Annotated in this window: 19 protein-coding genes; 5 read left to right on the forward strand and 14 right to left on the reverse strand. The window is 69.0% G+C overall.

The window, feature by feature from the left end; all coding sequences use genetic code 11:
- Window positions 1-20: 20 nt before the first annotated feature.
- Both FGL98_RS05105 and FGL98_RS05110 read right to left on the reverse strand, forming a co-directional pair.
- Window positions 21-212, reverse strand: a complete 192-nt coding sequence (locus FGL98_RS05105; protein ID WP_146315663.1) for a hypothetical protein — start codon at window positions 210-212, stop codon at window positions 21-23.
- A gap of 246 nt (window positions 213-458) precedes the next feature.
- Complete coding sequence (locus FGL98_RS05110; RefSeq protein WP_146315664.1) at window positions 459-1733, reverse strand: MFS transporter; 1275 nt, start codon at window positions 1731-1733, stop codon at window positions 459-461.
- 73 nt (window positions 1734-1806) lie between these two features.
- On the opposite strand from FGL98_RS05110, the gene FGL98_RS05115 reads away from it, so the two are divergent.
- Complete coding sequence (locus FGL98_RS05115) at window positions 1807-2679, forward strand: LysR family transcriptional regulator (protein WP_146315665.1); 873 nt, start codon at window positions 1807-1809, stop codon at window positions 2677-2679.
- Between the two features lie 33 nt (window positions 2680-2712).
- On the opposite strand, the gene miaB is transcribed toward FGL98_RS05115, so the two are convergent.
- From miaB to FGL98_RS05160, 9 genes are all read right to left on the reverse strand, one after another.
- Window positions 2713-4236, reverse strand: a complete 1524-nt coding sequence (miaB, locus tag FGL98_RS05120; RefSeq protein WP_146315666.1) for a tRNA (N6-isopentenyl adenosine(37)-C2)-methylthiotransferase MiaB — start codon at window positions 4234-4236, stop codon at window positions 2713-2715.
- A gap of 32 nt (window positions 4237-4268) precedes the next feature.
- Window positions 4269-5660 (reverse strand): FAD-binding oxidoreductase, encoded by a 1392-nt coding sequence (locus tag FGL98_RS05125; RefSeq protein ID WP_146315667.1) that lies wholly within the window; start codon window positions 5658-5660, stop codon window positions 4269-4271.
- Window positions 5661-5840: 180 nt separating this feature from the next.
- Complete coding sequence (locus tag FGL98_RS05130) at window positions 5841-6071, reverse strand: DUF5652 family protein (protein ID WP_146315668.1); 231 nt, start codon at window positions 6069-6071, stop codon at window positions 5841-5843.
- A 57-nt stretch (window positions 6072-6128) separates the two neighbouring features.
- Window positions 6129-6566, reverse strand: coding sequence for a group III truncated hemoglobin (locus FGL98_RS05135; protein ID WP_146315669.1), 438 nt, complete (start codon window positions 6564-6566; stop codon window positions 6129-6131).
- Between the two features lie 31 nt (window positions 6567-6597).
- Complete coding sequence (locus tag FGL98_RS05140) at window positions 6598-7032, reverse strand: hypothetical protein (RefSeq protein WP_146315670.1); 435 nt, start codon at window positions 7030-7032, stop codon at window positions 6598-6600.
- 20 nt (window positions 7033-7052) lie between these two features.
- Window positions 7053-7781, reverse strand: coding sequence for a regulatory protein RecX (locus FGL98_RS26895; RefSeq protein WP_146315671.1), 729 nt, complete (start codon window positions 7779-7781; stop codon window positions 7053-7055).
- A 13-nt stretch (window positions 7782-7794) separates the two neighbouring features.
- Entirely contained in the window at window positions 7795-8859 is a 1065-nt protein-coding gene (gene recA / locus FGL98_RS05150) for a recombinase RecA (RefSeq protein WP_146315782.1), read from the reverse strand.
- 312 nt (window positions 8860-9171) lie between these two features.
- A complete protein-coding gene (locus FGL98_RS05155) occupies window positions 9172-9963 on the reverse strand; it encodes a transglutaminase-like domain-containing protein (protein WP_246136380.1) in 792 nt (263 codons plus the stop codon).
- A gap of 11 nt (window positions 9964-9974) precedes the next feature.
- Window positions 9975-10211, reverse strand: a complete 237-nt coding sequence (locus FGL98_RS05160; protein WP_146315673.1) for a DUF3046 domain-containing protein — start codon at window positions 10209-10211, stop codon at window positions 9975-9977.
- Between the two features lie 131 nt (window positions 10212-10342).
- On the opposite strand from FGL98_RS05160, the gene FGL98_RS05165 reads away from it, so the two are divergent.
- The 3 genes from FGL98_RS05165 to FGL98_RS05175 are packed head-to-tail and all read left to right on the forward strand — an operon-like array spanning window position 10343 to window position 12796.
- Entirely contained in the window at window positions 10343-11365 is a 1023-nt protein-coding gene (locus tag FGL98_RS05165) for an agmatine deiminase family protein (RefSeq protein WP_146315674.1), read from the forward strand.
- Window positions 11366-11390: 25 nt separating this feature from the next.
- Window positions 11391-12263, forward strand: a complete 873-nt coding sequence (locus tag FGL98_RS05170; protein WP_146315675.1) for an SDR family NAD(P)-dependent oxidoreductase — start codon at window positions 11391-11393, stop codon at window positions 12261-12263.
- Entirely contained in the window at window positions 12260-12796 is a 537-nt protein-coding gene (locus FGL98_RS05175) for a carboxymuconolactone decarboxylase family protein (RefSeq protein WP_146315676.1), read from the forward strand. Before FGL98_RS05170 ends, FGL98_RS05175 begins: the two co-directional genes overlap by 4 nt.
- A gap of 7 nt (window positions 12797-12803) precedes the next feature.
- On the opposite strand, the gene FGL98_RS05180 is transcribed toward FGL98_RS05175, so the two are convergent.
- Entirely contained in the window at window positions 12804-13379 is a 576-nt protein-coding gene (locus FGL98_RS05180; protein WP_146315677.1) for a protein-L-isoaspartate O-methyltransferase family protein, read from the reverse strand.
- Window positions 13380-13426: 47 nt separating this feature from the next.
- Between FGL98_RS05180 and FGL98_RS05185 the strand changes: the two genes are divergently transcribed.
- Entirely contained in the window at window positions 13427-18118 is a 4692-nt protein-coding gene (locus tag FGL98_RS05185) for an ATP-dependent helicase (RefSeq protein WP_146315678.1), read from the forward strand.
- Window positions 18119-18173: 55 nt separating this feature from the next.
- On the opposite strand, the gene FGL98_RS05190 is transcribed toward FGL98_RS05185, so the two are convergent.
- Together FGL98_RS05190 and FGL98_RS05195 are read right to left on the reverse strand one after the other, a co-directional pair.
- On the reverse strand, window positions 18174-19139 hold the full coding sequence (locus FGL98_RS05190; RefSeq protein ID WP_146315679.1) for an SGNH/GDSL hydrolase family protein: 966 nt from the start codon (window positions 19137-19139) through the stop codon (window positions 18174-18176).
- A gap of 131 nt (window positions 19140-19270) precedes the next feature.
- Window positions 19271-19567, reverse strand: coding sequence for a helix-turn-helix domain-containing protein (locus FGL98_RS05195; protein WP_146315680.1), 297 nt, complete (start codon window positions 19565-19567; stop codon window positions 19271-19273).
- Window positions 19568-19584: the final 17 nt, after the last annotated feature.

The following is a 19584-nucleotide window of genomic DNA, read 5'->3' on the forward strand; positions in this document are numbered from 1 at the left end:
TCCCGAGATCGTCCACTCGATCAGCGACGACGGCCCGGTTTGGCGTACAGAACGGGCTCCATCGTTGCTGGTGCAAACGCTTCCGTGAGCACGATGAGCCGACCAACCGGGACGCGCTGCGGCGCGAGCTCGACGAAGCCGACACTCCGGTCGGTCTCCTGGCCGACCTCAAGGATCAGCCAGCCGGGCGGACCGAGTTGTACACGCCGCACCCTGCCTGGGATGTGTAGCAACCGAGCGCTCCAGCGTGTCAATGGTGCCTCGGTGATGGACGGAGCACCCACAGGCAGGGCGGGTCACGAACGGCGCCACCGAACAAGCAGCGACATCAGAATCCATCGACATAGCCAGGCCACTCACCGAATTCCTGAACATCCGCGACACACCTGCCGGACGCCCTACTGCCACGCCCCCACCGGCCACTCCACCGCACCACCACCGCTCGAACGCTGAGCGGGTCAGAGGTGAGCCGGTTCGACCTGCACGGTCGGCCTGCTCCCATCGCGTCGCGCAAGGACCGGGATCACACCGGCCACGACGATGGCGGCAAGATAGAGCGCGCCGATGAAGAGGACCGTGCCCGTCCAGCCGGCCGCGCTGAAGGCCAGGCCGACGATCGCCCCCGCAACGGAGCTGCCCACGTAGTAGGCGAACAGATAGAGCGAGCTGGCCTCCGCGCGATGGCGATCAGCCAGCAGACCCACCCAGCCGCTCGCCACAGCGTGTGCGGCGAAGAACCCCGCGGTGAACAGCAGCATGCCGACCAGCACACACGGCAGGTTTGCCGGCAGCGTGATGATCAGCCCGGTCCACGAGACGATCTCGACACCCAGCAGCACCCGCTGGCGGCCCAGGCGGTCCGCCAGTCGGCCGGCCAGGGCCGACGAGAGGGTGCCCGAGAGATACATCAGGAAGACCAGCCCGATCACCGACTGCGGCAGGCTGAACGGCTTGGCCAGAAGCCGGAACGCGATGATGTTGTAGAACGACACGAACCCACCCATCAGCAGGAAGCCCGTGCCGAACAGCGCGAGCAGGCCAGGTTGCCGCACGTGCTCCAACAGATGGCTCCAGGTGCTGCGCAGCCCGATCCGCTGCGGCCGGAAGTAGATCGACGGTGGCGCCGCACGCAGAAATGCTGCGGTGAACAGCAGCGACACGACCGCCGCCAGCTCGAGTGACCACCGCCACGACGTGAGGTCGACAGCGAAGGAGGTCAGCAGCCGCCCGGCCAGGCCGCCGATCGTGGTGCCCGCGATATAGCGACCCATGGCCGCGCCGAGATCACTTCCGTGGACCTCCTCCGCAAGGTAGGCCATGGCCGTCGCCGGCACCCCGGCGAGCGCCGCGCCCTGCAGCGCGCGCAGCACGATCAGCACTCCCATCGTCTGCGCGAGCGGAATGACCAGGCCGAGCAGGGCCGCAATGAGGCCGGAGGTGGCCATCACTCGCACTCGACCGAACCGTTCGGACAGGACGCTCGCGGGAATGATCGCCAGCGCCAACAGGCCCGTCGTTGCCGACACCGCCAGCGCGGACGTGGCCGGTGACACCGAGAACTGCGTCGTCAGCTCCGGCAGCACCGCCTGCTCGGCATACATGGCGACGAAGGTCGTCATGCCCGCAGCGAACAGGGCCGTGGTGATCCGCCGGTACCCCGCGTCCCCACGGCGGTAACCTGCCGGCCCGTGCGGCAACCCGCCGGCCGTCGATCCGATCGTCACGACACCCATCCTCGCGCGACGTCGCTACAAACGGAAATACATGGCTTGCGCAGCTCTTATGTCAGATATGCATAATGGACCCATGCGTGAGCACCTCCGCTGGTTTGTGGTCCTCGCCGAGGAGGAGAACGTCTCGGCGGCGGCAGACCGGTTGCACATGTCGCAGCCCACCCTCTCCCGCCAGCTCGCCAGGCTTGAAAAGCATCTGGAGACCCGGCTGTTCGATCGACACGGCCGAAGGCTGGCGCTCAACGCCGCCGGCCGGGTCTTCGCCGGGTACGCGGGTCGGGCGGACGCCGAGCTCGCGGCCGGTGAGCAGGAGGTGCGCGACCTGACCACCGGAGGGCCGAGAGTGGTCCGACTCGGATTCCTCCACTCCTTCGGCACCTGGCTGGTGCCCGACCTCATCGAGGCGACGCACGACCAGGACCCCTCGCTTCGGTTCGAGCTCGTGCAGGGGTCCTCGGAAGCGGTCACCGAGCACGTCGTCACCGGTGCGGTCGAGCTGGGCATCGTGTCTCCCAAGCCGACGACCGCACGGGTAGCGTGGCGACGCCTGCTGCGCCAGTCGGTCGTTCTCGCGGTCCCCGCACATCACCGGCTCTCAGGACGGCGCAGCGTCCGACCGTCGGAGCTTGCGGACGAGGCCTTCGTCACGATGCAGGCGGGGTTCGGGATGCGTCAGATCCTTGATGAGCTGGCCGCGGCGAGCGGCATCACGCCACACATCGCCGCCGAGTGCCAGGAGCTCAGCACGGTCGCCGGGCTCGTGGCGGCGCGCATCGGCGTGGCCCTGCTGCCCGGCGAGGTCCACCAGCACCATCCGCCGGGCATGGTCACGCTGCCATTGGCGGGAGTTGACAGTGGCCGCGACGTCGGCCTGATCTGGGCGCGCGGACGCACCTTGAGCACACCGGCCATCAGCGTGCGCGACCTCGCGCGGCAGATGTCATGAAGGTCTCGGCCGGTCCGCTGCCGATCGGGTGGCTCAGCCCGTGCAGCAGGCCGTCTGCACAGCCGGCGCCACCGGCGGTGCGCCGACCTGTGGGATACCGAGCGCGACAGCAGGCTTCCTCGTGACGCCGTCGGCTGCGCCGTCCTGCAACGCCGCCCACGCATCACCGCCGGCGGTTCGCCGGACTCGATAGGTGCCGCCCTGGACGCCGGAGTCGGCCACCAGGTGGTGCGGCGCGGCATACGTCACAGCTACCGCGACCACGTCTCCGGGGCGGGGCCGCTCAGCACCGTCCGGCACACCGAAGTGGACCAGCCGGTTGTCCTGCGCGCGTCCGGACAGGCGGTGCGTCTCGGCGTCCTTGCGTCCCTCGCCGGGGGCGACAAGCACCTCGACCGTGCGGCCCTCCTGCTTGCGGTTCTCACTCCAGGAGACCTCCTCCTGCAGCTCGAGCAGCCGCTCGAAGCGCTCCTGCACCACGGCCTTGGGCAGCTGGTCGGCCATCTCGGCGGCCGGGGTCCCGGGCCGGATGGAGTACTGGAAGGTGAACGCCGAGGAGAACCGCGCCTCGCGGGTCACGTCGAGGGTCGCCTGGAAGTCCTCCTCGGTCTCTCCCGGGAAGCCGACGATGATGTCGGTGGTGATGGCCGCCTCCGGCATCGCCGCACGGACCCGGTCGAGGATGCCGAGAAACTTCTTGGATCGGTAGGAGCGGCGCATCGTCTTGAGCACGCGGTCGGACCCGGACTGCAACGGCATGTGCAGCTGTGGCATGACGTTCGGGGTCTCCGCCATCGCATCGATCACATCGTCGGTGAAGGCCGCCGGGTGCGGGCTGGTGAAGCGCACCCGCTCCAGACCCTTGATGTCCCCGCACGAGCGCAGCAGCTTGCCGAAGGCGAGCCGGTCGCCGAACTCCACGCCATACGTGTTGACGTTCTGACCGAGCAGCGTCACCTCGCCGACCCCTTGGTCAACCAGCGCCTGCACCTCGGCGAGCACGTCGCCCGGCCGACGGTCCTTCTCCTTGCCGCGCAGTGCGGGGACGATGCAGAACGTGCAGGTGTTGTTGCAGCCGACCGAGATCGACACCCAGCCGCTGTATGCCGAGTCGCGCCGGGTCGGCAGGGTCGACGGAAAGGTCTCCAGCGACTCAAGAATCTCGACCTGCGCCTCGGCGTTGTGCCGAGCCCGCTCCAGCAGCACCGGCAGCGAACCGACATTGTGCGTGCCGAAGACGACATCGACCCATGGCGCCCGGTCGACGATACTCGACCGGTCCTTCTGCGCCAGGCACCCGCCGACCGCAATCTGCATACCCGGATTGCTCTGCTTGACCGGTCGCAACTGCCCGAGCTGGCCATAGAGCTTGCCGGCGGCATTTTCGCGCACCGCGCAGGTGTTGAAGACCACGACATCGGGAGCGGCCGGTCGTTCCGGCTCCGCGAGGCCCATCACGTCGACAAAACCGGCCGACTCCAGCAGGCCGGCGATCCGCTCGGAGTCGTGCACGTTCATCTGGCACCCGTGGGTGCGCACCTCATACGTCTTGGTCATAACCCACCCAGGGTAAGCCACCGGGCCCTACCTCACAGAACGCTTCCAGTCGGAGATGCCACCGGCAGGACCTTGCCGGGATTGAGGATGCCGTGCGGGTCGAGCGCCTTCTTGATCGCCTGCTGCATCGCCATGACGTGCGGACCCTGCTCCTTGGCCAGGCCGGGCATCTTCAGCAGCCCCACGCCGTGCTCGCCGGTCACCGTGCCGCCCAGCGCGATCGCATCGTCGATGATCCGACCGAAGGCCTGCTGCGCACGCTCCCGCGCCGCCGTGTCGCCGCGCTCGGTGATCATCAACGGGTGCAGATTGCCGTCTCCCGCGTGGGCGACGTTGGCGATCTGGGTGTTGCACTCGGCTGCGATGACTTCGATGCGGCGCAGCATCTCGGGCACGTGCTCCTTGGGCACGCAGATGTCCTCGGTGAGCAGGTCTCCCAAACCCTCCATCGCCGGGTAGGCCAGCCGCCGGGCCGCCATCATGACCTCCGCCTCCTTCGGGTCGCAGGTCTCGGCCACGAAGGTGGCATTCCCCGCGGTGAAGGCCTCCTGCAGCAGCTGCGACTCCCGCACGCCGGTGTCTCCCGGCTGGTCGACCTCGCCGATGAGGATCACGTTCGCCTCACCCGACAGGCCCATGTGTGCATAGTTGTCCACCGCCTGCAGGCAGACCCGGTCGACGAGCTCGAGCGCAGACGGGGTGACGCCCTTGGCGGCGACCTCGCGCACCGCCACACCGGCGTCGACGATCGAGTCGAAGTAGCCGATGACCGTGCGCGGTGGATCCGGCAGCGGACGAAGACGAACGGTGATCTCGGTGATGACCCCGAGGGTGCCCTCCGATCCGACCATCAGCCCGACGAGGTCCAACCCGGCGACACCCTTGGCTGTGCGCCGCCCGATCCGCACGACCTCGCCCGTTCCGGTGACCACCTGCAGACTCAGGACGTAGTCCCGTGTCACGCCGTACTTCACGCAACAGACGCCTCCGGCGTTGGTCCCGACGTTGCCACCGATCGTTGACCAGGGCGCGCTCGCGGGGTCCGGCGGGTACCAAAGTCCTTCCTTGGCAACGGCATCGCGCAGATCGTTGTTGACGACGCCGGGTTCGACGACCGCGAGACGCTCGAGCGCGTTGATCTCCTTGACCTTGTTCATCCGCTCGAGCGAGATGATCACGCAGCCATCCACGGCGTTCGCCCCACCCGACAGGCCGGTGCCCGCCCCGCGCGGCACCACGGGCACATCGTGCTCGATGGCCCACCGCACGGTCTGCTGCACGTCATAGACACTGGTTGCCCGCACGACGGCGAGAGCCCTCCCGTATGCCGCCCACTCGGCCTCGTCATGGACGTACCCGGCCACGAGGTCCTCGTCGGTAAGCACGATGCTGCTGCCGAGCGCGTCCTGCAGCGTGTCGATCATCGGGGTCCTCTCGTCGGCCGGTCGATTCGGATCCCACGCTATGCCCATCACCGACCACCGCGGCGAGCGCCGTCGTCAGCGCTCGGACGGACCCTCATCGCCGCCGTCGGGGTCTTCCTGCAGCTCCCAGGGCAGCGCCGACACGGCCGTGCCGAGCGACGGGCCCTAGCGGAAGGCCGGCTACGACCGGCGGCGTCGGGCGCGCAACAGATAGACGATCGGTAGGACCCCGCCGGAGTTCACCAGCGCCAGTGCACCCGCCCACGCCGGCTTCCGGCCTCGAAGGTCGCTGCTCGGCCGCTGAGCCAGATCAATGAGCGCGGCAATCTTCAGACCTGCTTCGAACGCACCGCCGAGCAGGACAGCCTGCCGAACACGCGGATCCAGGTCACTCCAGCGCTTCTTGTCCATGGTGCAATCCTGCACCGCAGCCCAGGTCATCCACAAGCCAGCGAATGGCCAGGTCCGTCAGCCGCGCACCCGGTGCCCGGAGGTCGTCAGCAGTTCACTGATGCCCTCCGGCACCTCGCCGACGATCGCGCGGCACATGGCGGCCGCCATTCGCATGCCCTGTCGTTTGGCCAGGTCTGCGAGACGACCCTCGGCGTGGTCGTCGATGGCCTGCCACCACAGCTGCAGCCATCGTTCGAAGTGCCGTGGCTCGAAGGGACTGAGCTCGTCGACCTGCTGGTGCCGCTGGATCACCTTGCGGGTGTAGCTGCGCTCGCCGAGCAGGGTGGTGGCCCAGAAGTCGGTGACGATCGGCAGGTGTCGCTCCAGGCTCATGTGCTGCTGGAAGATGGGTGCAAGCACCGGGTCGGCGAAGGCCCTGCCATAGAAGTCCTCCAGCAGCGCGAGGATGTCCTCGCGGCCGGCGAGGTCCTGCAGATCGGAGGGCTCATCCATATCTCCAATGATACTTGGAACTATGAGATGGTCAGCCGATCAGGACGCCGACGGACGGCAGCACCGTACGCCACGGCATGACGGTGCCGGTCATCGCGACAGGTTTGAAGGCCACGTCCAGCAGCTGCAGCACCGAACCTGAGCCTGCCAAGCCGGCAACCTGACTGCGGAGGACCTGCAGATAGTTCAACATCTCCGGGGTGAACTTCGGGGAGAGCCGTGCCCTTATGCCGACCAGGTCGTACATCTGCCCATTGACGGTCAAAACCATCGTGCCCAGGGCCGTGCAATTCGCCCGGGCCTCCTGGGCGGGCACATCGAACACCTGACCGACGACGTCCAGCATGCGCAGCCTGCCGGTTCTCACCTCGAGGATGGCCGGCACGCACTTGCGTCCGTCGATCTTGCTCTTGCGCCAGTACAGCCCGGCGGCGAAGAGCTCGGTGGTAGGCACTTGCTGTGTCACGTGGCACATCACGCACGGGGTCAGTCGCGTTGATGCTCCGGGGCCTGCGCGACGGCCTCGCGGATCACCGACCAGGCGAGTGACGAGGAGTAACCCTTGCGAGCCAGCATCCCGGCCAGCCGACGGGTCTGCACCGTGGCGTCCAGGCCGTGCATACTGCGCAACTTCTTGGCCACCAGCATCTCCGCACGCTCACGCTCATCGTCGGTGTCGATGTCGTCCAGGACCTCACGCACCGTCTCGTCGTCGATGCCCTTCTGGCGCAGTTCCGCGGCCAGGCCACGCAGCCCCAGCCCGCGCGAGGCCTGGCGAGTGCGCACATAGGTTGCGGCGAACTCCCGGTCATCGACCAGGCCGACCTCCTGCAATCGGTCCAGCACCTCGCCGGCAACCTGCGGGTCACAGTCGCGCTGCGCGAGCTTCTCGGCAAGCTGCTTGCGACTTCGAGGCGCACCCGTCAGCGACTTGAGCACGATCGCCCGCGCGACGTCATGCGGATCCGGCTCACGATCCTGCCGCTGGCTCGGCGTGCGCTGCCTCGATGGCGCAGCACCTGGGGAGCCGGCCGCCTGCGCGAGCTTTCGCCCGGCCGGATGCGCGCTGCTGCGCCGGCTCTGCGCCGGTTCGGGCAGGGCCCGAGTGGCCGCCGGCACCCGCGGCCGAAATGGGATGACCTCGGCCAGACCGCCCGCCCCCTGATCCACGAAGTCCGGGGGCGGACCGTCCTGCCGGTCAAACGGATTGGCCATCAGTGGTTGCCGGTCAGAAGTTGACCGGCACCTCCGCAGGCACCTCCGCCGGTGCACTGTCGGGCTCGACGACGCTCAGCGCTTCCTCCGGCTTCTCGGACTGTGGGCCCACTCCGAGCTTGTCCTTGATCTTCTTCTCGATCTCATCGGCCAGATCGGGATTGTCGATCAGGAAGTTGCGAACGTTCTCCTTGCCCTGACCTAGCTGGTCGCCCTCGTAGGTGTACCAGGCGCCGGACTTGCGCACGAAGCCCTCTTCGACTCCCATGTCGATCAGGCCGCCCTCGCGAGAGATGCCGTGCCCGTAGAGGATGTCGAACTCCGCCTGCTTGAACGGCGGTGCGACCTTGTTCTTCACGACCTTGACCCGAGTGCGGTTGCCGACCGCGTCCGTGCCGTCCTTCAGCGTCTCGATGCGCCGCACGTCCAGGCGCACCGACGCATAGAACTTCAGCGCCTTGCCGCCCGTGGTGGTCTCCGGCGAGCCGAACATCACCCCGATCTTCTCGCGCAGCTGGTTGATGAAGATCGCCGTCGTGCCGGTGTTGTTCAGCGCACCGGTGATCTTGCGCAGTGCCTGCGACATCAGCCGGGCCTGCAGCCCGACGTGGCTGTCGCCCATCTCGCCCTCGATCTCGGCGCGTGGCACGAGCGCAGCCACCGAGTCGACGACGATGATGTCCAGCGAGCCGGAGCGGATCAGCATGTCCGCGATCTCCAGTGCCTGCTCACCGGTGTCCGGCTGGCTGACCAGCAGCGCATCGGTGTCGACACCCAGCTTCTTGGCGTAGTCCGGGTCGAGCGCGTGCTCCGCGTCGATGAACGCGGCGATCCCGCCGTTCTTCTGCGCACTGGCGACCGCGTGAAGCGCCACGGTGGTCTTACCGCTGCTCTCCGGGCCGTAGATCTCGACCACCCGGCCGCGCGGCAGCCCGCCGATGCCGAGGGCGATGTCCAGCGCGATGGCCCCGGTGGGGATCACGTCGATCGGCGGCCGCACATTGTCGCCGAGGCGCATGACCGCGCCCTTGCCGTGCGTCTTCTCGATCTGTGCCATCACGGTGTCGAGCGACTTCATCTTGTCGCCGCCCCCGCCGCCTCTGACGACGGTCTTGTCGATGCCCTTGTCAGCGGACTTGGTCCTGACTGCCATGACTGCTCCTTGCTGTCTCGTGGTGAGCGCGCCTACCGTCGACCTCTCCGTGGCCACGTGCTCGGTTGCCGAACGGATCTGGTCAGACGCTAGATGCCAGCACCGACAGCCACCGGTCGCATCCCGCACGCTGTGGATAAGCAGCTCTCGAGCGGGCACCTGTGAATACGGTAACCCAGCTCCGAACACTCGTACGAACGGCACGCCGCGACACGCCGAGCCGATATCGGGCGCCGATCAGCGCCCGAGCAGCACCAGCCCACTGTGATTGTCCTGCGGCAGGGTGCCTTCGAGCCAGGCGGCCACCCCGATGTTGCGCAGGTCCACCCGCGCGCCATAGCTGGACAGGAACGACGTCTCCGCCGCGTCCCGTCCGGTGGCGATCCGCAGCAGTGACTGCCGCGGCGCCAGACCGGTCGCATCGATCACCCACCACGCACCGTCGACATATGCCTCGACCACGGCGTGGAAGTCCATCGGTGTCAGTCCGGGCGCATACCCGGTCACCAGTCGGGCCGGCACTCCCCTGGCGCGCAGGATCGCCACCACGAGGTGCGCGAAGTCGCGGCACACCCCGCTGCGCTGCAGATAGGTCTCCGTCGCGCCATCGGTGACTCGACTGGACCCTGCGATGTATGCGGTGCGCCCGGCGACCCAGTCCCGCACCCGCAGGACGAGGTCGGCCCCGCAGTAGTCGTCGAACTGCTCACGCGCGATGCCGAAGAGGCGGTCGGACTCGGCATACCGGCTCGGCACGAGGTTGCCGAGCTGGGCAGCCAGCCCATCGGGTTCGCACGTCTCGTAGCCGAAGACCCGGGCCTCATAGGAGACCTCGTAGTCACCGCGTGGCACGTGCACCACATGGAGCACACCGTGATGGGCGATCTCCACGGCCTGCACGTCATACGTCCGGCCTGCCGAGGTGACGCTGAGATGGTCCGAGATCGACAGTCCGTCGCACCGTGCCGCGGCCACCGACAGCACCAGCCGGGCATCACCGGCGACCTGCAGGTTGAGGTGCGAGGACACTCTGCGCTCCATCACGCACCACCCCTGCTCTCGCGGATCGGCAGGTCCCGACCGAGCCGGCGTTCCTCGGGGACTCCCATGTCGTCGCACAGCGCCCGCCAGACGTTCCGCGGTGGCACACCCGCGTCCAACGCCTCGACCGCCGTGCGGTCACCGAGCGCATGGATGGCATGGCTCCGGGAAAGGACGCGGCTGTAGGCCGAGGTGAACTCATCATCCATCAGCCGCCAGAACTCACTAAGTCGCACAAGGCACAGTGTGTCAGCCCCTCGATCGGCCATACTTCAGTGCATGCAGTTGATCCACCCAACCGATGTCCGCCGTCGCCGGTCCCGGTCGACCCGGCCATCCGCCCCGAGCCCCAGCATGAGGTGACCAAATGACCTGGCACATGCCTTCGGAGAACGCTCCGCACAAGCGCACCTGGATGGCCTTCCCGACAACGGGGTACACCCTTGGCGAGACACCCGCCGAGGCCGACGCGGCCCGGCGCACCTGGGCGGCCGTCGCCAACGCCGTGGCGCAGTTCGAGCCGGTCTCGATGGTCATCACACCCGATGACGTCGAGGTCGCACGCCCGTTGCTGGACTCGGCGATCGACCTGCACGAGGCACCGCTCGACGACGCCTGGATGCGCGACATGGGCCCGACCTTCGTCGTCTCCGACGACGGTCGGCTCGGCGCCGTGGACTGGGTCTTCAACGGATGGGGTGCCCAGTCCTGGGCAACCTGGGACCGCGATGCCCAGATCGGCACACAGGTGGCCGTCCTCGCAGGGGCGGAGGTCATTGACTCACCAATTGTCAATGAGGGTGGTGGAATTCACGTCGATGGCAACGGGACCCTGCTCCTGACGGAAACAGTGCAGCTCGACAAGGGCCGCAACCCCGACCTGACCAAGTCCGACATCGAGGCCGAGATGAGGCGCTGCCTCGGCGTCTCTCACATCATCTGGCTACCGCGTGGGCTGACCCGTGACTACGACGAGTTCGGCACCCGCGGGCACGTCGACATCGTGGCGACCATGCCGGCGCCGGGCATCGCCCTGGTGCACAATCAGGAAGACCCCGCCCACCCAGACCACGAGGTCAGCAAGCAGATCATCGACGTCCTCTCCCGGGCACACGATGCCGATGGTCATGCGCTGCAGATCGTCCCGATCCCGGCTCCCGTCTGCCTCACCGATGACGACGGCCCGGTCGACTACAGCTACGTCAACCACCTGGTGGTCAACGGTGGCGTGATCGCGTGCACGTTCGATGACGCGAACGACGACCGCGCGCTGGACATCCTGCGACAGGTCTACCCGGGTCGCGAAGTGGTCGGTGTCGACGCGCGCGAGCTCTATGCGCGCGGCGGCGGCATTCACTGCATCACCCAGCAGGAGCCCGACCTCGGCTAGCGCCACTGCGACTACGTTGGCAGGTATGTCTTCCAACTCACTGGCCGGCAAGAGAGTCCTCATCACCGGCGGCGCCCGTGGGATCGGCGCCGCGCTCGCCAAACGGCTGCACGACCGGGGCGCGACCGTCGCGGTCGCCGGGCTCGAGCCGCATCTCCTCGCGCAGGTTGCGGCCGAGCTCGGTGGCCCCTGGCGACAGGTCGATGTGTCCGTCCGTGAGCAGGTCGACCAGATGATGCACGAGCTGGTCACCGAGCTCGGCGGCCTCGACGTGGTGGTGGCCAACGCAGGCATCGCCAAGCAGCTGCCGATCGACGGCGGCGACCCGCAGATCATGGAGAAGACGCTCGCCGTCAACACCCTCGGCGTCTACTACACGCTGCGCGCGGCAGCGCCGCACATCAGCCACCCGGGCGGATACGCCCTCATGACCTCATCGCTCGCCGCGGCCGTACAGGTCCCTCTGCTGGGCGCGTACTCTGCGTCGAAGGCCGCCGTCGAGACCATCGGCAACACCCTGCGCCTCGAGATCAGGCCGACCGGAGCACGCGTCGGAGTCGCCTACTTCGCCGAGATCGACACCGACATGACCAGCCGCGGGTTCGGCACGCAGGCAGCGAAGGCCCTGACCGGCGGCGGCACCGTGAGTGGGGTGGCTCCGCTGTCCTCCGCCATCAACGCATTGGAGCGCGGTATCGCGCGACGCTCCCGCCGCATCGTCGCACCGGCCTGGGTCGCACCGCTCCTGCCGATCCGAATGATCGTCCAGCGCGCCGTGGAGTTGCGCGGATTCCCCGACCTGCCGCGCGCACTGCAGATCGCGCGAGACGAGCACGTTCGCTTCACCACCGACCAACCGGGGGCGGAGCTGGACGATGCCGGCAGGCGGGCAGGATGAGCCCGCGGATCGCCCCAGGGCGGCTGCGCGACATCGGGCTGCCGGCCTACGTCATGAGCCGCGCCGCCGGCCGAGTGACCGGCACGCGGCCTCCTGCCATCTTCACGACGCTCGCACGAACACGCGGGCTCTACTGGGGCTGGCTGCACTTCGCCGGTGCCCTGATGCCGTTCGGCCGCCTTCCGCGACGGGAGAGCGAGCTGGTCATCCTGCGTGTGGCCCATCGCCGAGGCAACGCGTATGAGTGGGCACACCACACACTGCTTGGCCGGCGCTCCGGGGTGACGGGCGACGAGATCGTCCGGCTCGGGCAGGACAACGCTGAGGCGGTATGGACCCCGCGAGAGACGGTGCTGCTCGCCGCCACTGACGAGCTGCTCCGAGACCGGGACCTGTGCGACGACACCTGGCGCTCGGTGCGCACGCACCTGGACGAGCGGGAGGCAATCGAACTGCTGCTGCTGGTCGGCCACTACGACATGCTGGCTACCACCCTGGGCACGCTGCGCCTGGCGCCGGACCCTGCGCGGTAGTCGGCCGTCACGGCACCAGGGGAACAAAGTTGTAGCGGCCGAAGCGCTCGATGTGAGCACCGCCGGCAGTGGCTGAGACGCGCACCAGCCGCCCCGCCACGGGTGCCACCAGGACACCCTCGTCGCCGAGCTGGTCAATCAGACTCTGTGGCAGCTCCGTTCCCTGTGCCGAGACCAGGATCCGGTCGAAGGGGGCGCAGTCGGGTGCCCCGAGCACACCGTCCTGCGCGGCCCGGATGGTGGCCCACGGCCGGTTCAGTGCCCGCACCCGACGAGAGCCGAAATCCACCAGGCGCGGCCGCCGCTCGACTCCGAGCACCGTTCCTGCCCGGCCGACCAGTTCGGCCAGGATGCCGGTGGTCCACCCCGACCCGGACCCCACATCGAGCACCCGGTCGCCCTGGACCGGCGCGAGCAGCTCAAGCATGTCGAGCACCGTCGTCGGTTGGGAATTGGTCTGTCCTTCGCCGATGGGCAGTGGACGGTCCGCATCGGCCCACCGCACCTGATCCGGCGGCAGGAACCCCTCCCGCGAGGTGGCCGCCATCGCCCTGCGCGCACGGTCACGCGCCGGGGACTTCATCAGTCCAGTATGCCGCTTGTCGGCATCCGATGGCAGGCTGGTGCGTGATGCCAGCAGATGTGCTCGACCGGTTCTCCCCGGCCACCCGCGCGTGGTTCACGGGGTCCTTCGCCGCGCCTACCCCCGCCCAGTCCGGCGCCTGGGACGCGATCAGTGCCGGTGACCACACCCTGGTCATTGCACCCACCGGCTCGGGCAAGACTCTCTCGGCCTTCCTGTGGGCCCTGGACCGGTTGGCCGCGCTGGGCCCGCCCGATGACCCTCGCGGCCGCTGCCGGGTGCTCTACATCTCCTCTATGAAGGCGCTCGCCGTCGACGTCGAGCGCAATCTGCGGGCGCCGCTGGTCGGCATCCGCCACGCCGCGAGCCGCCTCGAGCTGCCCGAGCCGGACATCGGGGTCGCCGTGCGCTCCGGTGATACGCCGGCCCGGGATCGTCGAGCGTTCGCCACGCACCCGTCCGACATCCTCATCACGACTCCGGAGTCGTTGTTCCTGCTGCTGACCTCGGCCGCGCGCGAGGCGCTCGCCGGCGTCCAGACGGTCATCCTCGACGAGGTGCATGCGGTGGCGGGCACCAAGCGCGGAGCACATCTGGCGATCTCCCTCGAACGGCTCGACGCGTTGCTGGCGAAGCCCGCGCAGCGCATCGGGCTCTCGGCGACGGTCCGCCCGGCCGACGAGGTCGCGCGGTTCCTCGGCGGCGGCCGACCCGTCACCACCGTGGCGCCGCCGTCCACCAAGACCTGGGATCTCGAGGTCGAGGTGCCCGTCCCCGACATGTCCGAGCTCGGCCAGACGAGCGGCACCCCGCAGGACGGCCCCTCCGCGACGCCCCGCGAGCGCAGCTCGATCTGGCCGCATGTCGAGGAGCGGATCGTCGACCTCGTCGCCGCGCACCGATCCACGCTGATCTTCGCCAACTCTCGACGACTGGCCGAGCGACTCACGGCGCGACTCAATGAGATCTGGCAGGACCGCAGCACGACCGGCGACGAGACCACGCCGCCCGATTCGCCCGTCGGCACACCGCATACACATGCTCAGGTCATGGCGCAGTCCGGCCAGAGCGACGGCGCAGCGCCGGTGCTGGCCAGAGCGCACCACGGCTCGGTCAGCAAGGAGGTCCGCACCGAGATCGAGGACGCGCTCAAGGCCGGCCGGTTGCCGGCCGTCGTCGCCACCAGCTCTCTCGAGCTCGGCATCGACATGGGCGCGATCGACCTGGTGATCCAGGTCGAGTCGCCACCGAGTGTGGCCAGCGGACTGCAGCGAGTGGGCCGCGCCGGTCACCATGTCGGCGCAACCTCGCGAGGCGTCCTCTTCCCCAAGTTCCGTGGCGACCTGGTGCAGACCGCCGTGGTGGTCGAGCGCATGCGGGACGGCGCGATCGAGTCGTTGCACGTCCCCGCCAACCCGGTGGACGTGCTTGCTCAGCAGATCGTGGCGATGTGCGCGATGGACGACTGGGACGTCGACGAGCTCTATGCCGTCGTGCGGCGATCCGCACCCTTCACCGCGCTGGCTCGCACGGTGCTCGAGTCCGTCCTCGACATGCTGTCGGGACGCTACCCGAGCGACGAGTTCGCCGAGCTGCGACCACGACTGGTCTGGGACCGAATCAATGGCACGCTGTCGGGACGCCGCGGTGCGCAGTGGCTGGCCACCACGAGCGGCGGCACGATTCCCGACCGTGGACTGTTCGCGGTGTTCCTGGCGACCGGGGAGGGGCCGGGTCGGCGCGTCGGAGAGCTCGACGAGGAGATGGTCTACGAGTCCCGCGTGGGCGACGTGATCACGCTGGGCACGACCAGCTGGCGAGTCGAGGAGATCACCCATGACCGCGTGCTGGTCACCCCGGCGCCGGGAGAGCCGGGACGGCTGCCGTTCTGGAAGGGCGACAGCTTGGGCCGGCCGGCGGAGCTGGGGCGAGCGGTCGGTGCCTTCGTGCGTGAGCTCGCCGCGCTCGACGATGGGGCGGCCCACCGGCGCGTGACCGCCGCGGGCCTGGATGCGTGGGCCGCGGACAACCTGGTTGCCTACCTGCGCGACCAGCGCCAGGCGACCCACCACATTCCGCATGACAAGGTGATCGTCGTCGAGCGCTTCCGTGACGAGATCGGTGACTGGCGCGTGGTCGTGCACTCACCGTTCGGCGCGCAGGTGCATGCGCCGTGGGCGCTGGCGATTGCCGCCCGGCTTCAGGAACGCTTCGGCACGCAGGTGCAGTCCATGCACGCCGATGACGGAATCGTCCTGCGGCTGCTCGATATCGAGCTCGAGGGCGACGATCGAGGGCTCGACACGGAGATCATGCAGGCCCTTACCCTCGACCCCGACGAGGTGGACGAACTGGTCACCGCGCAGCTCGGCGGCTCCGCCCTGTTCGCCTCGCGGTTTCGCGAATGCGCCGCCCGTGCCCTGTTGCTTCCACGGCGCATCCCCGGCCGTCGCCAGGCGCTGTGGCAGCAACGCCAACGGTCCGCGGCGCTGCTGGAGGTGGCCAGCCGCTACCCATCCTTCCCCATTGTGCTGGAGACCGTTCGCGAGTGCGTCCAGGACGTCTTCGACGTGCCGGCCCTGATCGACCTGATGCGCGATATCGCCGCACGCCGGATTCGCATCATCGGCGTGGAGACCGCCGCGCCGTCACCGTTCGCCCGCAGCCTGCTGTTCGGGTATGTCGCACAGTTCCTCTACGAGGGCGACTCACCGCTTGCCGAGCGCCGGGCGGCAGCCCTCACCCTCGACGCATCCTTGCTGGCCGATCTTCTCGGTCAGGGCGAGGGTGCGTCCATGCGGGACCTGCTCGATCCGCAGGTGCTGCTGACGACGCACGATGAGCTGCAACGGCTGGCGCCCGATCGCCGCTGCCGCAACCTCGAGCACGTAGCCGACCTGCTGCGCGTCCTCGGGCCGCTGACCGCGGGCGAGGTGCGCGACCGCACCGCCGACCAGTCCGCCGCGGACGCCGGGCAGTGGCTCACCGAGCTCGTCAGCGCGCGTCGCGCCATTATCGTGCGTTGGGACGAGGTCGACCGGTTTGCGGGCGCCGAGGACGCAGCTCGCCTGCGCGACGCACTCGGCGTGGCCCTTCCTCCGGGCCTACCGGCCGCATTCCTCGAACCGGTCGACGACCCGCTCGGTGGCCTCCTGCACCGCTACGCACGCACCCACACACCCTTCACCGTGTCGGATGCTGCCACCGCATTCGGGCTCGGCCGGGCCGTCGTCCAGGGCACACTGACCCGCCTGACCACCGACGGCCGGGTCGTCGAGGGCGAGCTGCGCCCGATCGAACAGGGCGGTGGACGCGGCCTCGACTACTGCGACGCCCAGGTGCTGCGCCTCCTCAAGCGACGGTCGCTCGCCGCGCTTCGGGCCGAGGTGGAGCCAGTCGGCCAAACCGACCTCGCCACGTTCCTGCCCGCCTGGCAAGGCATCGGCGCGGGCAGCAGAGGGGCCGACGGACTGGTCCGCGCCATCGAGCAGCTGGCGGGCGCGTCGGTGCCGGCCAGTGCGCTGGAGACGCTCGTGCTGCCGGCTCGCGTCGGCGACTACTCACCGGCACTCCTGGACGAGCTCATGGCGAGCGGCGAGGTGCTCTGGCAAGGGCACGGATCGCTGCCCGGTCGCGACGGGTGGATCTCACTGCATCTTGCCGAGACCGCGCACCTCACCCTGGCCCCACCGGACGAGCACCTGCAGCTGGACGAGCACCACCACGGCGTGCTCGACGCGCTGTCGGGCGGTGGCGCATTCTTCTTCCGCGCCCTCAGCGAGTCGGTCGGTGGCCACGACGAGAGTCTCATCCTGAGCGCACTGTGGGACCTGGTCTGGGGCGGACGGGTCAGCGGGGACACCATGGCCCCGCTTCGCGCGTTGCTGTCGGGTGGTCGCGGGGCACACCGACGCCGACCGGGTGGCCCCCGACGCGCCCGTTACGGCGGCTTGTCGACGCACCAGCGCCTTCAGCCGGGCTCGAGTCGCGCGACACCGGGGCGGGTGGGTCCGCCGCTGGGCGCGGGACGGTGGTCGCTGCTGCCGGCGGTGGAGGCGGACTCGACCATTCGGTCCCTGGCCACCGCCGAGGTGCTCCTGGACCGATACGGCGTCCTCACCCGCGGCGCCGTCGTGAGCGAGGGCGTGCCGGGAGGCTTTGCCGCCGTCTACCGCGTGCTTGCCTCGGCCGAGGAGGCCGGTCGGGTCCGGCGCGGCTATTTCGTGGAAGGGCTCGGCGCGGCGCAGTTCGCGACGTCCGGCGCGATCGATCGGCTTCGCGCCGAGAGCCATCCTGTCGCTGGGCAGGTGGACCCGTGGAGCACCCAGCAGGCCGCGGCGACCGCCACCCTCGTCCTGGCGGCCTGCGACCCGGCAAACCCCTACGGCGCCGCCCTCCCCTGGCCGCGCCGAGAGGAGGGCCCGGAACTCTGCGCCGATGGGCACGGCACCGGTCATCGCCCCGGTCGCAAGGCGGGTGCCCTGGTCGTCCTGGTCGACGGCGTGCTCGCGGTCTACGTCGAGCGCGGCGGTCGCACGATCCTGTCCTGGACCCGGGATCCGCGCAGGCTTCAGTCGGCGGCGGACGCGCTGGCACTGACGGTGCGCGATGGCGTGCTCGACCAGCTCACCGTGGTGACGGTGGACGGGGCTCCGGTGCTCGGCTCGGACCAACCGCTACCCACGGCGCTGCGGCAGGCAGGGTTCCACAGCACGCCGCGAGGGCTGCGGATCAGGTAGCCAACAGCACGCCGCGAGGGCTGCCGGGTTTCGGGACGAGGCGGTCTGTGGCCTGTCAGGAGTGCGCCTTCCGGACCGTCGCCTCGATGGTGTGCGCCAGCACGTCCTGGCCCGCGACGGTGGGGTGCACCCCACAGCCGTCCTGGGCTCCGCTGGCGGTCGAGGTCTGATTCGGGAAGAGCTGGGTCAGCAGCCCGGCGGCGCAACTGTCACCACCGGAGTGCAGTGCGGCGTTTTGGTAGGCGGCGTACTCATCGGCAATCTTGACGCCGAAGGGCTTGGCGGCACTGGCCATCGCCTGATTCAGTCCCTGGCTGTTGGCGTTGGCGGCGGCCGAGGCGTAGTCCAGCGAGTAGTAGTCGACGATCACGATCTGGCCGAAGTAGTGCGCCCGGTAGCGCAGGTTGAACAGGATCGTGCGCACGTTCGTCGTGATCCCCTTGAGGGTCGCGGCCAGTGCCGGGCCGGTGCAGGTGCCACCGTTGTTCGCATCGCAGAGGAACCCGTCGTTGGCTCCGATGCCGAGGGTGATCAGCCGAGTGTTGTGGTGCCGCTTCAGGTAGTCGACAGCGAAGGTCAATTGGCTCTCGCTGCTGTTGCGGTACGTCACATGCAGGGGAAGGTTGGTGCGGTACCCCGCGGGTGTCTCACAGGCATAGCTGGGGTTGGCCGTACTGACGAAGCTGCCGGACGTCTCGCCCGGGCACGATGCGTTCGTGACGTGCAGACCGAACGCCGAGCCGATCTCTGCCGGGTAGCCGACGAAGCTCGTGGGGTCCGTGTAGTTCGGCGGTGGGAACGTGGTGGCCTCGCGGTAGCCGAACGCCACCGAGTCGCCGAGGGCGAGATAGTCCGAGCCGGGAACGACCGGCCGTTGAGCGTTGGAGCCCTGGTGCTGGGGCGGGGAGCTGTGGTGTGTCGTGGCCGCCAGGGAGGGCGCCGAGGCGCCCAGGACGAGCGCCCCCGCACTGACCACGGCAAGGACGGTCCGGCGCGTACGCCGAGGGTGGGGAACGCGCATGACTGCCTGCTTCCGTAAAACTGGCCCCGAGGCAGATCGAACAATAGTCCTGACCCGAAGTGCGGTCAATCATCCCCAGTCGCCGGTCAACTGGCCCAGCATGCGCGGACCGACCACCGTATGAGGTGAGGTCAGGCGGCAGAGACCACGGGCCGCGCCGCGGCCACCGGCAGCCGGACCGGCACGGCAAGCTCCTCGGCAAGCGCCACCCGTTCGGACACCAGCAGCAGGGCCTGCGAAAGTCGCAGACCCAGGGCAACACACACCGAGGCCAGCAGTTCCGAGGAGGCTTCCTTCTCGCCTCGCTCGATCTCGCTCAGATAGCCCAGTGAGACCTTGGCGGCGGCCGAGACCTCACGCAAGGTGCGCCCCTGCTCCTGGCGCTGCTCGCGCAGCACATCGCCCAGTTCGCGTCGAAGCAAGATCATCGCGCCTCCTGGAGCTC

The organism is Leekyejoonella antrihumi, from assembly GCF_007845645.1.
In the GTDB taxonomy this organism is placed as follows: Bacteria; Actinomycetota; Actinomycetes; order Actinomycetales; family Dermatophilaceae; genus Leekyejoonella; species Leekyejoonella antrihumi.